Consider the following 15,010-nt stretch of genomic DNA (forward strand, 5'->3'; position numbering starts at 1 on the left):
ACATTTTAAATTGTAACGCTATTGTTTTCAAAATTAAATCTTACAAGACCATCTTCGTCAATTTCAGTAAGCGTTATAGTGTGTAATGTATTTACCAACTCTGGGTTCCAAGGTGTTTTAACTTTAACGTAATTTTCTGTAAAACCGTTTATATAACCTTCTTTATTTTCATTTTCAAATAAAACGGTTACGGTATTACCTAATTGATTCTCATAAAAAGCACGTCTTTTCTTAGCAGATAAACCACGTAACATTTTACTACGTTTGGCACGTACTTTTTTAGGCACCACACCTTCTAAATGCACTGCTTCTGTATTAGGTCTTTCTGAATAAGTAAAAACATGTAAGTAAGAAATGTCCATCTCGTTTAAATAGTTGTACGTTTCTAAAAATAGCTCGTCTGTTTCACCAGGAAAACCAACAATAACATCTACACCAATACAGGCGTTAGGCATTACTTCTTTAATTCTTATTACTCTGTTTGTGTATGTATTTGTTAAATACCTACGTTTCATTTTCTTAAGTAACTCATCACTACCAGATTGCAAAGGAATATGAAAATGAGGAACAAAAGAATCTGATTTAGATACAAATTCAATTGTTTCATCTTTTAATAAATTAGGTTCTATAGATGAAATTCGTAATCGATGTATACCGTCTACTTTATCTAATTCTTTTACTAAATCTAAGAAAGTATGTTCGTGCTTTTTGTTACCAAATTCACCTTTACCATAATCTCCAATATTTACACCCGTTAAAACAATTTCTTTAATTCCTTTTGATGAAATTTCTCTGGCATTTTCAATAACATTTTCTAAAGTATCGCTTCTAGAAATTCCACGTGCTAAAGGAATTGTACAATAAGTACATTTATAATCGCAACCATCTTGTACTTTTAAAAATGCACGTGTTCTATCTCCAATAGAGTAAGAACCTACATAAAAATCTGCATCAGAAATTTCACAAGAGTGTACTTCTCCAACATTATTTTTAGTTAAATCGTTTATATAACTGGTAACATTAAATTTCTCTGTAGCACCTAAAACTAAATCTACACCATCTACAGCTGCTAATTCTTCTGGTTTTAATTGCGCATAACAACCAACCGCAATTAAAAAAGCATCATCATTTTTCTTTAATGCATTTTTTACAATGGTTTTAAAGCGTTTATCTGCATTATCTGTAACAGAACAAGTATTTATAACATAAACATCTGCTGGTTCTTCAAAATCTACACGCTCAAAGCCTTCGCTCACAAAATTACGAGCAATAGTAGATGTTTCTGAAAAATTTAATTTGCATCCTAAAGTGTAAAAGGCAACTTTCTTTTCTGCATTCATTCTAATAAGTTTGTTTAACTAAAAAACAAAACTTTAAAAAAGGATTTATTTCTTAAAGTTCAAATTGTATATTTACAAATACTGTGTGTAACAGTTTAAAAACGCAAAAGTACGATATTATTGATGATTTTTGAAACGGAAAGGTTAATTATTAGAAGACTAATTTTAGAGGATTTAGCAGCTTTTCATCAGCTAGAAAGCAATGAGAATGTTTTAAAATATGCTACAGGAAATCCAAAAACCTATATTGAAAACGAAAAAGAGTTAAAAACATTGATTTTAAAATATAGTGACACTAATAATGATTTTTGGATTTATGCGATCATCAGAAAAAGGGAGCATCAATTTCTTGGAACTGTTGCTTTGGTTAAAGACAATCTAGATGATGAAATTGGCTATCGTTTTTTAGAAAAATATTGGAAGCAAGGGTTTGGTTTTGAGGTTTGTGTGGGGTTAATTTCTTATTGTAAGAAACTTAAAATGGATAAAATTATTGGCTATGTAGTAGATGAAAATGTAGCTTCTTCTAAAATTTTAGAAGCAAATTGTTTTCAAATAAAAAATACTTTTATAAATGATGAAGGTCTGGCAGAAACCAAATATGAGTTGTACCTGTAATTAGTGCTAATTTAATACTTCGGTATCGTGATGTAATTTTTCTACAGTATTAATGATTCAAAGAAGTGTTTTAGTTTTCTGTTGAAGAAATAATATAGATTAAGAAGAAGTTTAGGTAAAGAAAAAGTGTATTAAAAATGCCAATTGTGTATTTGTAAAATAGTATGAGATTATGGCTTTAATAAATAAGTTTAATACAAATAGTGTAATATAGTTATTGTAATTATGAGTCAAATAAAAAAAACAGATGTTTGTATTATTGGTTCGGGACCCTCTGGTGTTGCAACATCTTTGATGTTATCTAAATTAAAAATTAAGCATTGTATAGTAGATAAAGCTACTTTTCCTAGAGATAAAACGTGTGGAGATGGACTAATATTATACGCTTACAAATCTTTAAAACTTTTAGGAGAAGATTTGTTTTTAGAATTTTTGAAGAATCCTAAATTTATACATAGTAAAAAAATTACGCTGCTTATAAACAATAATTCTAAAATTGAATTTAAAGAAAGTGAAGACAGAGATATGGTTATTTCTTATGCAAAACGTTTCGATTTTGACCATTTTTTAGTCAATCATTTATCTAGCGAATATGCTTGTCAATATTTTGGAAATGGAGTAAAAGTGCTTGAGAATCAAACAGGTGGTGTTTATATTAAATTAAAAAATGGCGAAGAAATTTTGTCTAAAATGGTGGTAGGAGCAGATGGGGCAAAATCTATTGTTTCTGGTAAATTGGCTCAGAATAAAATAGATAAAAAGTTTTCATCTACTTTTGTAAGTGCTTATTTTACGGGGGTTCAAGATCTTGCTATAAAAAATGAAGCAGAAGTTAGAATGATTTATAAAAAAACGCTTTTGTTTTTTTATGTTTTTCCGTTGTCAGATGGTCAAGTAAATATTAGTTTAGGAGGTAGGTCTGATCAGATAAAAAAAAATGGTATAAATTTAGTTCATGAAATAGAAAATCTAATTAAAACGAATAAATATATTAAACATCAATTTGTAAATGCAACGAAAGTAAACTCTTGGAGAGGTTGGTCTATTCCGTTTCATTTTGGTAATTATAAAATTTCCGGAGAGCGTTTTTTATTAGTAGGGGATGCAGCAGGTTTGGCAAATGCTTTTTATAAAGAAGGTATTGGTACGGGTATGATGTCTGGTATTATTGCTGCAAATAATATAGAAAAGTGTTTAAGAGAAAATAACTTCTCTGAACAAATATTAAAGAGCTATGAAAAAGACATTAAAAAAGAATTTGGAAGATTATTAAAAGCAAGTCATTATACTTTGCGATTTGCTAAATTTAAAATGTTTTTTTTAAGTGTAGTAATGCTATTTAAATATAAAATAGAAGGCAAAGCTACAAAGGTTATAAAAAAAAGAAGTTATTAATAACAATTACTCTCTACTCATTTTTTGTGCTACCAGTTAATTTTAGCCATAATAGCAAAATGATCTGAGTATTTTTCTGTATAGGTAGTAAACTTGTTACTAATGGCATTTTTATCTGTTAAAATAAAATCTATTCTCATAGGAAACCAATAATTGTAGGTTTTACCAAAGCCTTTACCAGATTCAATATAAGTGTCTTTCTTGTCTTTTGAAATTTTGTTATATACCCAAGAATAGCTTGTATTATTAAAGTCTCCACAAACAATTTTTTTTCCTTTCCATTGTTGCTCATGTGCTAAAAACTGAACGGTTTGTTCTGCTTGTTCTTTAAAGGAATTAGAAACCCTTTCTATTAATTTTTCAGAATTTTCTTCCCCAAAATTTTCTTCATTGGGCTTTATTCTTAAAGATTCTAGATGAATATTATAAATTCTAATGGTGTCCTTTTTCTTTAATATATCTGCAAAAATAATATTATTACCAGTACTTTTTAAATCTAAAGACCCTGCATTAATAATCTTATGTTTAGAGTAAATTGCCATTCCGTATTTAGTACTATTCGGACGAAGTTTTACGTATTTGTATGGAAATGAGAATTTGTTTTTATTAGATTTATAATACTCTTGTATGCTAATAACATCTGGATCTTTTGCGGCTATAAATTCGTACCCATCTTGCATAATAGAGTCTTTCTTTTTATGAAAAAGATCGAAGCTTTTTACATTATAACTCATCACTTTTAAATCATTATTTAAAGAAGAGTTGTTACCTGAAATTTTATAAAAAGGATAGGAAAAAAAGATTCCAATAATAAAAACTGTAACGGATAGTAATAATTGTTTTTTCAATCTAATTAACCAATAGATTGCAAAAAGTAAGTTAATTATCATTAAAAACGGTACAAATAGACTTATAATTGCTACAAAGGGTATGGTGGCAGGAGATATAAAATGTAGTACATAAGAGAGCAATAGTAGGGTTGCTAATATTGAGTTTATAAAATATAAAATCTTATCTATGGGGGACAAATTTTTCATACTACTATCTTCCTTGTTTAAATAAAAACTCTTTTTCTTCTTTCGTTAAAGTGTCATAACCAGATTTGCTAATTTTATCTAAAATAGCATCTATTTGTTGTTGATTTAAAGAAGTATCTTTAGTGGTTTTTACTGTTTTTTTAGGCGATTTGTAAACTGTTTTTAAAGGTTTCTTTTTTGTTGAAAATAGGGCTGCTATTTTATCGAAAATTTGTATTTCTTTATTGGCTGCTTTTTGAACATACAAAAAACCAAATAAAGCACCTCCTAAATGTGCAAAATGGCCGCCAGCATTTCCTCCAGAGAGTGCTAATATATCTAAACCTACCCAAATAGCCCCCAAGTGCCATAACTTAACAAAGCCAATAAAACGTATTTTTAATTGGTAGTTGGGTATGTAGGTGGTAATACCTATAAAAATGGCAGAAATACCTGCGGAAGCACCTACTAATATAGAAGATTGATCTTGAAATAAAGGAAAATAACTATTGCTTAAAATAAATAAAACTCCACCAAAGAAAGTACCTAATAGATAGAACGTTAATAATTGTTTTTGTGTAAAATATTCTATAAATAAGTTCCCTACAAAGTATAAGGTTATTAGATTTAAAAGAATATGTTGAAAGTCGGCATGTAAAAAACCATAGCTAATAATAGTCCAAGGTTTAGTTAATAAAGAGGTATAATTATCATCTAAAGAGAACCAGGTTACTACCCAATTTATTTCGCCCTTATATAAATCTTGAAAAACAGATGTTAACAAGGTAAATACAAAGATAGCAAGGTTTATGTAGATTAATTTTTCTACAATATTTCCGCTTTTATAGCGGTTCTTTATGTCGTCTAGAAAACTCATTAATATGTTTTAAATTCGTTCTTTTTCCAGTACCAAGCAATTATAAAACCTATTAGAGCGCCACCAACATGCGCAAAATGAGCTATGTTTCCAATAGAGTATTTTGTCATTCCAAAGAACAAATCTCCCAAAATCATTACAGGTATAAAGTACTTTGCAGCAATAGGAACCGGGAAAAATATCAATGCTAATTTGGCATCTTTAAAATAAAGACCAAAAGCGACTAAAACACCATATACAGCGCCAGAGGCTCCAACTGCAGGAGTATTATATAAAGAGGTTATTTGATTAAATTGATCTTGTGTAATAGCACCTATAATACGTGCGTCATTGGTGCTACCAGATTTTAAGATAGATAAAACTTCAGAATTATTTAAACCTGCATTTATAAAAAGTTCATAGATACCATTAAATTGATAATAATTGACCAATGTGTAAATAACTCCAGCTCCAATTCCTGCAGAAAAATAGAAAAAGATAAATTTCTTTTTTCCCCATATTTGTTCTAAAGGAGTACCAAAAGCCCATAAACCGTACATGTTAAACAATATATGACTAAAACCACCATGCATAAACATGTGCGTTACGTATTGCCAAATTCCGAAATGTTCATTTTCAGGAAAATGTAAAGCCAAGATATTTGTAAAATCTAATTTTAAAAGTTGTGGTGCAACAAATAAAATTACATTTATAATAATTATATGTTTTATGGCGTCTGTAAGTTTCGTATTCATTTTTAACTGTTAAATAGATTGTCTATTTCGTTTAATGTTAATGTTTTAAAAATTGGTTTTCCAAAAGGAGAAACAGTAGGTTCTTTACAAGAAAATAAATCATTTACTAAACCTTCTTGTTCTCGTTCAGAAAGTTGTGTGCCTGTTTTTATAGACAATGTTTTTGCAAATGATTTTGCCATAACATCAAAATGACTAAAACTAGCATCTGGTACTTCTAAATCTATATCACTTAATAACTCTTCTAAGATAATTGTTATTTTACTTTCTGTAACAGAAACGGGTATTCCTTTTATAGTAACACTGTCTTTTGTAAATTCATCAAAAGAAAAACCAGCATTTTCTAATTCGGTCTTAATGGTATAAATCATTTCTATTTCTGCAGATGTGTAAGAAATTTTAACAGGAAATAATAATTGCTGACTGTTGGCTTCTTTTACAGTAATACTTTCTAAAAACTCTTCGTATAGAATACGTTGATGCGCTAAAGATTGATTGATTAAAACCACACCAGATTTTATAGAACTCAGTAAGTATTTTCGCTGAATTTGAAATGTTTTCTGTGTTTTTATGTCTTGTTGATTGTCAAATAATTCTGATTGTATTTCTTCTTCTGTATCTGCAATAGTAGGAGTATATAAAGACTCCCAACTTTCTGTTTCAGACTCTCTTTTAAACGGCGTATGAATTTCTCTACTCGCTTCTTCTTTAAATGGATTAAAATCTGGATCCACAGAAATTCTAGGAGTAGCAGTAGACTTTGGTTTTGAATTAAAATGATACGGTGTATCTAAATTTGCATCTCTATTAAAATCTAAAACAGGTGCTACATTGTATTGGCCTAAACTGTGTTTTACAGTAGCTCTTAACATGGCATACAATGCTTTTTCATTATCAAACTTTATCTCTGTTTTAGTAGGATGAATGTTAATGTCAATAGTATTTGCAGGCACTGTTAAGTATAAAAAGTAGGAGGGATGTGACCCTGATTCTAATAAACCATCAAAGGCATTTACAACGGCATGATTTAAGTAAGAGCTTTTTATAAAACGATCATTTACAAAAAAGAACTGCTCTCCTCTTTTTCTTTTAGAAAATTCTGGTTTTGCAACAAAACCTTCTATACCAACAATATCGGTTTGCTCGTTTATAGGAACTAATTTTTCATTCATTTTAGTTCCAAAAACACTCACAATCCGTTTTCTTAAATTACTGCTTTTTAAATGATATACTTCATTATCGTTATGATGCATTAAAAAAGCAATGTTTGGATGCGCTAAAGCAACTCGTTGAAATTCATCTATAATGTGACGTGTTTCAACGGTATCTGACTTTAAGAAATTTCTTCTCGCAGGTATATTGTAAAACAAGTTTTTTACAGCAATACTAGTTCCTTTACTCGTAGAAATAAAATCTTGTGATACAATTTTACTTCCTTCAATTTTAATACAAGTACCTAACTCTTCGGTATTTTGTTTTGTTTTTAATTCTACATGCGCAATGGCAGCAATAGATGCTAAAGCTTCTCCTCTAAACCCTTTTGTGCTAAGGTTAAATAAATCTTCTGCTTTTTGTATTTTAGAAGTTGCATGACGCTCAAAACTCATTCTAGCGTCTGTAGTGCTCATTCCTTTTCCGTTATCAATTACTTGAATTAACGTTTTACCAGCGTCTTTTAATAAAAGTTTTATATTATTTGAACCAGCATCTATGGCGTTTTCTAGCAACTCTTTTACAACAGAAGCAGGACGTTGAACGACTTCTCCTGCAGCAATTTGGTTAGCAACATGATCTGGTAATAATTGAATAATATCCGACATTAATTTCTATTGAAAATGGATAAATCGAAATCTATAATGTACAAAAAGATAAGTACCAAAATTGCGATAATATAAAAAAGTGTTTTGTTTACGCTTCTATCTGAGTTTTTTAAATCATCAAAAGCATCACTAAACTTACCTTTAATCCCCTTGTTTTTACCAGTTGTTGTTCTAAACTGATCTAACTTATGTTCAATTTTAAAAGGACTTCCTTCTCCTTCGTAAAAACGAGGTTGGTAGTCAAATTTTTTATTAGTACGTTTTAAAAATCCCATAGTTTTAGTATTATTGGTTTATAATTTCTTGAATAAATCAAGGATTATACCAACTTATATAAGTATTTCAAATTTACAGAATTAAAAGGAATTCTTCAAACAAAGATGTTAAAAGAGTTCTTAATTTTTCATGCAAGGTTTCAAAAAAATTGTAGGTTTAAAGTGTAAAAGCTAGGTGATTATTTAAGAATACTATACCTACAAGGTTAGAAAAACCTTGCAGGATAATCGCTTTATTTTAGAAAAGTAGTTAAAATTAATAACCGATGCTTTCACTTTTGGCGTCAATATTTTTAAGTGCAGCCATTTTAATTGCTGCTACGGCACATTCGGTTCCTTTATTCCCTAATTTTCCGCCAGATCTATCTAAAGATTGTTGTTTTGTATTGTCTGTTAAAACACAAAATATAACAGGTACATCGTATTTTATATTTAAATCTACAATACCTTGGGTAACGCCTTCACAAACAAAATCGAAATGTTTTGTTTCTCCTTGTATTACATTTCCAATGGCAATAATTGCATCCACTTGTTGTGTTGCTATCATTTTTTTGCAACCATAAACTAATTCAAAACTTCCAGGTACATCCCAAGAAATTATGTTTTCTTTAGTTGCACCGCAATCTAATAAAGTTTCAATTGCTCCTTTTTGTAAATTCCCTGTAATTTCAGGATTCCATTCAGAAACAACAATCCCAAATCGAAAAGATTTCGCATTTGGGATTGTTGTTTTATCGTAAACTGATAAATTGGTTGTAGCCATATTTTTTTTAGTATTCAGTTTTTAGTTTCAGTATTTAGTAAGTTACTGCCTACTGCAACTGCAACTGCTTACTGTGGACTGAGAACTGCAAACTATTTTAGTTAGCGTATTTAGCTGCTGCTATGTATTTTTCTATATCTCTACCTTGGTCAGATTTAGAATAGTTTTCTTTAATTTTTGTAAACAATGTTTCTGCTTTACCAAAATCCTTTAATTCCATAGCAATTTGACCTGCTTTAAATAAGTATAATGGAGTTGTAAAATCATTACTTTTTTTGTTTGCTGCTTTTTCGTAATAACTTAAAGCATCTTCTGGTTGATTTATATCTGCAAAAGCATCACCAATTGCTCCAATAGAAACAGGGCCTAATAATTCATCATCAGAATCAAATTTACTTAAATACTCAATTGCTTTGTCGTATTTCTTCATCTGTAAATAAGAAACACCTGCATAATAGTTTGCTAAGTTTCCTGCATCCGTTCCGCTAAAAGAATCTGCAATGTCTAAAAAACCATACTTACCATCTGCACCTTCTAAACCTAAAGTTAATAAAGAATCTACTCCAGAACCTGCAATTGATGCTTCATTAAAATATTTTCTAGGAAAAGCTAACTCGTTAGAAGCTTCGGTTTCGTTTGGCTCAACTACATATTTAGTATAACCCATATATGCTAAAAACAGTACTACTACTGCTATTAAAGCTAAAAACAAAGGTTTATTGTTTTTCTCAATCCATTGCTCAGATATTGAAGCTGTTTCATCTAAAGTATTTAATACTCCAGCTGTTTCAAATTCAGATTCATCAATTTGATTTTCTACTTGTTTACTTTCTGCCTTATATTTTTTCTTGTATGTAGCCATTGTTTCCTTAAAAATTAGTGGCGACAAAAATAGTTTTTTTAATTGGATTTTAAAAGCGGATAATTCGCTAAATTTTCAATAATTTGCAAAACGTTTTCAATATCAAAATTTATCCATGTATTTACAGAGAATTTCTTTACTTAATTTTAAAAATATTGAGTCGCAAACTTTTGATTTTCAGAAGAAAATAAACTGTTTTGTGGGTAATAATGGTATTGGAAAAACCAATGTTCTAGATGCTATTTATTACCTGTCTTTTACAAAAAGTTACTTTAATTCTGTCGCTGTGCAGAATATTAGGCATGGAGAAGGTTTTTTTATGATAGAAGGAGACTATCTTTTAAACGATAGAAATGAAAAAATTGTTTGTAGTTTAAAAAAGGGACAAAAGAAGGTTTTAAAACGAAACGGAAAAAGTTACGAGAAGTTTTCTGAACATATTGGTCAGTTGCCATTGGTTATTATTTCTCCTGCAGATAGAGATTTGGTTACCGAAGGGAGTGATACAAGAAGAAAGTTTATTGATGGTGTAATTTCTCAACAAAATAAAACCTACTTAAAAGATTTGTTATCTTATAATAAGGTATTGAGTCAAAGAAATGCTTTGTTAAAGTATTTTGCCGCTAATAGAACTTTTGATGCATTAAATTTAAGTGTCTATGATGAGCAACTTTCTGAATTTGGAGCACGTATTTATGAAGTTCGAAAAAGTTTCTTAGAAGACTTTATTCCGATTTTTAATGAGAAATATCAAATAATTTCTGGTGATAAAGAACATGTTAATTTAGTGTATAAAAGTCAGTTACATGATTTTGAAATGCAAGAGTTGTTACAGAAATCATTAGTAAAAGATAAGATTATTCAATATACAACCTCGGGCATACATAAAGATGATTTAAGTTTTGATATTGGCGATTATCCTATTAAAAAGTTTGGCTCACAAGGACAACAAAAATCATATTTAATCGCTTTAAAATTAGCGCAGTTTGAGTTTATTAAGCAACAATCTAATGTGACTCCTATTTTATTGTTAGATGATATTTTTGATAAGTTAGATGAAAACAGGGTTTCTCAAATTATAGATTTGGTAAATAATGATGAATTTGGTCAGATATTTATTACAGATACGCATTTTGATAGAACAGAGAATATCTTAAAACAAGGGAGTAAAGAATATCAGATTTTTAAATTGTAATACTTGTTACGAGGAAGAATGACGAAGTAATCTGTTTAATTATAATAATAAGATTGCCGCATCAAGCAAAAAAAACTTGATTCGCAATGACAAGCTAAAAAAAAATGGCAAAAAGAGAAAATGATTCCTTTTCTATAGAAGATTTAATGAAAAGTTTTATCAAGGAAAACAACTTGAGTAAAGGAATGCAAAAAATTAAAATAGAAGAAACTTGGATTCAAATGATGGGACCTGGTGTAGCCAATCATACCAGTTCTGTAAAGTTGCAAAATAAAACATTGGTTATTCAGTTAACGTCTTCTGTTTTGCGTGAAGAATTAAGTTACGGTAAAGATAAGATCATAAAAATGATGAATGAAGAAATTGGTGATGATGTAATTTCTAAATTATTGTTGGTCTAGGTAATATTAACAATCTAAATAATATAATTAAAGCAAAATATAGTCACTATGTTTTGCTTTTTATTTATCTAAAATCCCATAGGTTATAAATTATTTTTAAAAATAATAGGATGACATTTTTCTACAAACAAGGCCATCTCTTTTACAGATATACTATTTGGGTATGTCATTAATAGTAGTTCTACGGCAGGATATCCTTTCCTTAAAGGAGGCATTTTATACGGATGCTGATTCAGCTTAAAACCTACATTCTTATAAAATTGTATTCTCCGTTTATTTAGGTTGCAAATAGGTAATTCTACCTCTAATATAATTGGTTTGTTGCTACTTTCTATAAAACTATTTAGAATTGTTTTTCCAAGACCTTGGTTTCTTTGTGCTACAGCTGTTGCAAAGTGGTCTATGTATCTATTGGTGTCAAAATCCCACCATAATATAAATCCCATAAACTGATTGTTGTTTATTAAAACATCAAAATGATACTCTTCGTTTTGTAAAACCAAAGATTGATCATCCAATAACCTTCGTTCTTCAATAGGGAAAGCATCTTCGTACAATTGCCATGCCTCCAGAAAATAGGTGTCGGAAGTATTTTTAATTCTTAAACGTTTCATTGGATGTTTTGCTGTAATTTATATTTTGGTAATTAATTTAGTGTTTTAAAAAGGTGGTATTTGTAATAATATTATTTTTAGATTGCTGATGCTTTTTTCTTACCATAAATTCTAAGCTTTGTTGCCTTGTTTAAGCAGTGAATTTAATAAATAAAATACAAATCAAGAAAGTATCAGAGGAACTTGCCAAGTAGGCTAAAAACAACAATAAAGTTTATACTTTGTTAGCAAACGTTTTTTATCTTAAGGCTTGTTTATAAATCGTATTTATTAGTTTTCTTATCAAATCTGAATTCTTGTGGTTTATCATAATCACTATTCCCCAATTAGATTTCTTGTCATAGGCAAGAATTGAGGAGCAAGAAAATGTGTCGCCTGCTTTATAAAAGAAAGTGTCATTTCCGTTTCGTTCTATTTCTTGCCCGAAACCTATTTCCATTTGGGTATTTTATAGAACGTTTGTTCTGTTATTGAAGTAGTTTTTCCAATTTTGCCTTTATTGGTTAAAAGTGTTTTCAATAATTTCGACATATCAGAAGTATTTGATTTTAGCAGACCAGCTGGTGCAAATAATGAATTCCAAACAAAATAATCTTGCTGAACTCCATTTATATCGTGTCCAATAACTTTGTTTTTAACATTAAAGTCCGTTGTCAAGGTATTATTCATTTTTGAAGGAATGAGTATTTTTTCCTTTACCAATTTTTCAAAACTCTTTGAGTAGGTGTTTTCTAACATAATGCCCATTAAAACATAGTTTATATTCGAGTATCTATAATCACCATAATTTGATAATTCTGTACTGTCGTTGATAATGAAATGAATAGCGTCTTTGTTAATGTATAAAGGCTGTTTAGGATTCAATTCGATAAATTTGCCGAAATCAAAATCGGGTAGACCAGATTGATGAGAAGCTAAATCTGAAATTTTAAGTTTGCCTTTTATTTTTTCGGATAATACATATTCGTTCGGTAGGTAATTGTCTATAAAGTCATCAATTTTTAATTTTCCTTCGTCTTGGGCTTGCACTATTAAATTAGCGGTAAATAATTTCGTGATAGAGCCGATTTCATAAATTGTGTTTTCGTTCACTTTCAAATCACTTTTCCGACTGATTTTTCCGTAATTGAAGAAATATTCTTTTTCGTTGTCTATAAACCCAATACTAATTCCAACTTCTGGATTTTTATTATAGATAGCCAGACAAATTGAATCAATTTTTTTCTCTCGTGATTGTCCAAATGAAAGTTGACCTGATATTAATAAAATTACTACGCTAAAAAATATCTTCATTTATTTATGTTTGTCAATGTTTTTTAATGTTACTGAATTTTTTTTTTAATATTTTCTAACGTATTTATGTATAAGAATAGTACAGGTTTGTATGTGAGGATTTTCTGAATAAAAATCTTATGTAAGCAAATACACTATTACTTTTGATCAAGCACAAAACGCGTGTTTTTTTTATACAATGTTGTATGCTGTGCTTTTTTAATTTTTAATCTTATTTCTAATTAGTTCATTTCTTCTCATAGTCATTGAATCTGTTATGTTAAAAAGATCTTCTTTCATCAATATTTCTGTTTGTTGAAGTTTTATTCCTCCATCTAATCCTATTAAAATTACCTCAAAATTTTCTTTTTCATTTAAAATGGTATCTGTTAGTTTTCTAGATATTTTTCCTGAATTATTCAACTCATTATTTTTATAATCTAGCAATACAAAATCATCTCCAGTTATTTGATACAATATAAATTTTCTATCAATTAGTTCTTCAATTGAGTTTTTAAATTCGTTGAGTTGTTCTTGATATTTTTTTGATTTTATATCGGATGTTTTAACAATTAATACTCTATTTCTCCATTTATGTTTTTTTAAATTTTGTCCGTTTAAATTCATAAATGACGAGCACCCAATCATTATTAAAATTATTCTGATTGTCAATAACTCATTTATTATCATTTTTTTTATTTTGATGTGAACATTGTGTCCAGCGTTGTTGTATAAGCTTTGTTGCGGTGTTTAAACAGTGAATTTAGTAAATAAAACACGAACGGCGAAATTCTGGAGGAATTTCCCAAGTGAGCCAAAACCAGCAATAAAGTTTATTTGGTGTTGGTACCAGTTATTTTTCACAGGTGATATTGACTTAAAAAACTCGAATTTGATTTTTCTCGATCGTAATAATAAATTCCGATTAGTAATCTACTATTTTCTGGCACTTTGTTCTTTATTTCTTTATCAAAGCTAGACCATTTTGTTTGCCTAATAATTTCAATTAGTTTTAGGTCGATAGGATTATCAAATCCAATTAATTTGCTTACGCTTTTAATTGTTAAGTCAGATTCAAATTTTATTTCATAAATACCATATTTTTTTTCAAGTTTAATCCCTTTGAATTGCTGTAATTCGTTCCTTATATTACTTTCAGGTCTAAAGCTTATTTTATTTGTAAAATTTATATCTTTAGACTTAAGAGCTTTTAAAATTTCTAGTTCTTTTTTTTGTTTTTTGATATTCCAATCGTAGAAACGAAGCAATCCAGAACATATTCCAACAACGTAATTTCCATTTTTATCTTTACTGGTATAAATTATTAATTCAGTATTCTCTGGTATAAACATAGAGCAAGAACTCCCTATTTTCCCATCGCTACGTCCAGCAATAATTATTGATTTTATATTCTTGCCTTTAAAAAGTTCTTCAACAATTATGTCTGCTTTATATAGTTCTTTTGAGTTTTCATTGCTATAGTTTCTAACGATTTTGACTTTTGCAACAAATTCAGATTTAGAATACTTTTCAGTTAAATTCGGTGGCATACAATCACACGCAAAAACTCCGATAGAGAATAGAAATAATGTTATGTGCAGTATTTTTTTCATAATTGCTGGCAACGTTGTTGTGTTGTTTAAGCAGTGAATTTAGTAAATAATTACCGACCAAGAAAGTAGGCGATAAGCCAGCAATAAATTATATACGGCTTAAGTTAGCATTTTAATAAAAACACTAAATTTAAGACGTATAATAAGAAAGCACAAAAGAGAGGAATAAGGTTATTATATACGGAGAGACAATAGATCTCGTCAACATTGAAAAT

Annotated in this window: 17 protein-coding genes; 4 read left to right on the plus strand and 13 right to left on the minus strand. The window is 29.1% G+C overall.

From position 1 onward, the window contains the following. Window positions 1-5 precede the first annotated feature (5 nt). Entirely contained in the window at window positions 6-1,340 is a 1,335-nt protein-coding gene (gene mtaB, locus GQS58_RS12715) for a tRNA (N(6)-L-threonylcarbamoyladenosine(37)-C(2))-methylthiotransferase MtaB (RefSeq protein ID WP_166386456.1), read from the minus strand. Window positions 1,341-1,463: 123 nt separating this feature from the next. On the opposite strand from mtaB, the gene GQS58_RS12720 reads away from it, so the two are divergent. Together GQS58_RS12720 and GQS58_RS12725 are read left to right on the plus strand one after the other, a co-directional pair. Continuing rightward, the gene (locus GQS58_RS12720; protein ID WP_166386458.1) at window positions 1,464-1,958 is read left to right on the plus strand and encodes a GNAT family N-acetyltransferase; all 495 of its coding nucleotides are present in this window, start codon (window positions 1,464-1,466) and stop codon (window positions 1,956-1,958) included. Between the two features lie 225 nt (window positions 1,959-2,183). Beyond that, window positions 2,184-3,353, plus strand: coding sequence for an NAD(P)/FAD-dependent oxidoreductase (locus GQS58_RS12725; protein ID WP_166386461.1), 1,170 nt, complete (start codon window positions 2,184-2,186; stop codon window positions 3,351-3,353). A 29-nt stretch (window positions 3,354-3,382) separates the two neighbouring features. On the opposite strand, the gene GQS58_RS12730 is transcribed toward GQS58_RS12725, so the two are convergent. The 7 genes from GQS58_RS12730 to GQS58_RS12760 form a co-directional block, all read right to left on the minus strand. Beyond that, on the minus strand, window positions 3,383-4,243 hold the full coding sequence (locus GQS58_RS12730; protein WP_240914611.1) for an endonuclease/exonuclease/phosphatase family protein: 861 nt from the start codon (window positions 4,241-4,243) through the stop codon (window positions 3,383-3,385). A 151-nt stretch (window positions 4,244-4,394) separates the two neighbouring features. Beyond that, window positions 4,395-5,246 (minus strand): rhomboid family intramembrane serine protease, encoded by an 852-nt coding sequence (locus GQS58_RS12735; RefSeq protein ID WP_166386465.1) that lies wholly within the window; start codon window positions 5,244-5,246, stop codon window positions 4,395-4,397. Next, complete coding sequence (locus tag GQS58_RS12740) at window positions 5,246-5,980, minus strand: rhomboid family intramembrane serine protease (RefSeq protein ID WP_165733389.1); 735 nt, start codon at window positions 5,978-5,980, stop codon at window positions 5,246-5,248. The genes GQS58_RS12735 and GQS58_RS12740 overlap by 1 nt, the downstream gene beginning before the upstream one ends. Window positions 5,981-5,982: 2 nt before the next feature. After that, window positions 5,983-7,800: a DNA mismatch repair endonuclease MutL gene (gene mutL / locus GQS58_RS12745; RefSeq protein WP_166386467.1), complete on the minus strand. Its 1,818-nt coding sequence runs from the start codon at window positions 7,798-7,800 to the stop codon at window positions 5,983-5,985. Continuing rightward, the gene (locus GQS58_RS12750; protein ID WP_166386469.1) at window positions 7,800-8,075 is read right to left on the minus strand and encodes a riboflavin synthase subunit beta; all 276 of its coding nucleotides are present in this window, start codon (window positions 8,073-8,075) and stop codon (window positions 7,800-7,802) included. Before GQS58_RS12750 ends, mutL begins: the two co-directional genes overlap by 1 nt. 256 nt (window positions 8,076-8,331) lie before the next feature. Further along, window positions 8,332-8,838 carry a 6,7-dimethyl-8-ribityllumazine synthase gene (gene ribH / locus GQS58_RS12755; protein ID WP_166386471.1) on the minus strand — a complete coding sequence of 169 codons (507 nt, stop codon included), beginning with the start codon at window positions 8,836-8,838 and terminating at the stop codon, window positions 8,332-8,334. A gap of 97 nt (window positions 8,839-8,935) precedes the next feature. Then, window positions 8,936-9,727 carry a tetratricopeptide repeat protein gene (locus GQS58_RS12760; RefSeq protein WP_240914612.1) on the minus strand — a complete coding sequence of 264 codons (792 nt, stop codon included), beginning with the start codon at window positions 9,725-9,727 and terminating at the stop codon, window positions 8,936-8,938. 88 nt (window positions 9,728-9,815) lie between these two features. Here GQS58_RS12760 and recF point away from each other — a divergent pair, with 88 nt between their 5' ends. Beyond that, window positions 9,816-10,895 (plus strand): DNA replication/repair protein RecF, encoded by a 1,080-nt coding sequence (gene recF / locus GQS58_RS12765; RefSeq protein ID WP_166386473.1) that lies wholly within the window; start codon window positions 9,816-9,818, stop codon window positions 10,893-10,895. A 104-nt stretch (window positions 10,896-10,999) separates the two neighbouring features. Continuing rightward, window positions 11,000-11,296 (plus strand): DUF721 domain-containing protein, encoded by a 297-nt coding sequence (locus GQS58_RS12770; RefSeq protein ID WP_166386475.1) that lies wholly within the window; start codon window positions 11,000-11,002, stop codon window positions 11,294-11,296. An 83-nt stretch (window positions 11,297-11,379) separates the two neighbouring features. On the opposite strand, the gene GQS58_RS12775 is transcribed toward GQS58_RS12770, so the two are convergent. The 5 genes from GQS58_RS12775 to GQS58_RS12790 all read right to left on the minus strand — a co-directional run bounded on the left by GQS58_RS12775 (window position 11,380) and on the right by GQS58_RS12790 (window position 14,795). Then, a complete protein-coding gene (locus GQS58_RS12775) occupies window positions 11,380-11,910 on the minus strand; it encodes a GNAT family N-acetyltransferase (protein WP_166386477.1) in 531 nt (176 codons plus the stop codon). 238 nt (window positions 11,911-12,148) lie between these two features. Continuing rightward, on the minus strand, window positions 12,149-12,349 hold the full coding sequence (locus GQS58_RS17065; protein WP_205860429.1) for a hypothetical protein: 201 nt from the start codon (window positions 12,347-12,349) through the stop codon (window positions 12,149-12,151). Further along, entirely contained in the window at window positions 12,340-13,203 is an 864-nt protein-coding gene (locus GQS58_RS12780) for a serine hydrolase domain-containing protein (protein WP_205860430.1), read from the minus strand. The genes GQS58_RS17065 and GQS58_RS12780 overlap by 10 nt, the downstream gene beginning before the upstream one ends. A gap of 198 nt (window positions 13,204-13,401) precedes the next feature. After that, window positions 13,402-13,854, minus strand: coding sequence for a DUF4174 domain-containing protein (locus GQS58_RS12785; RefSeq protein WP_240914613.1), 453 nt, complete (start codon window positions 13,852-13,854; stop codon window positions 13,402-13,404). A gap of 188 nt (window positions 13,855-14,042) precedes the next feature. Further along, a complete protein-coding gene (locus tag GQS58_RS12790) occupies window positions 14,043-14,795 on the minus strand; it encodes a hypothetical protein (protein ID WP_166386479.1) in 753 nt (250 codons plus the stop codon). Window positions 14,796-15,010: the final 215 nt, after the last annotated feature.

The sequence above is a fragment of the Polaribacter sp. 11A2H genome (genome assembly GCF_011379025.1).
GTDB lineage: Bacteria > Bacteroidota > Bacteroidia > Flavobacteriales > Flavobacteriaceae > Polaribacter.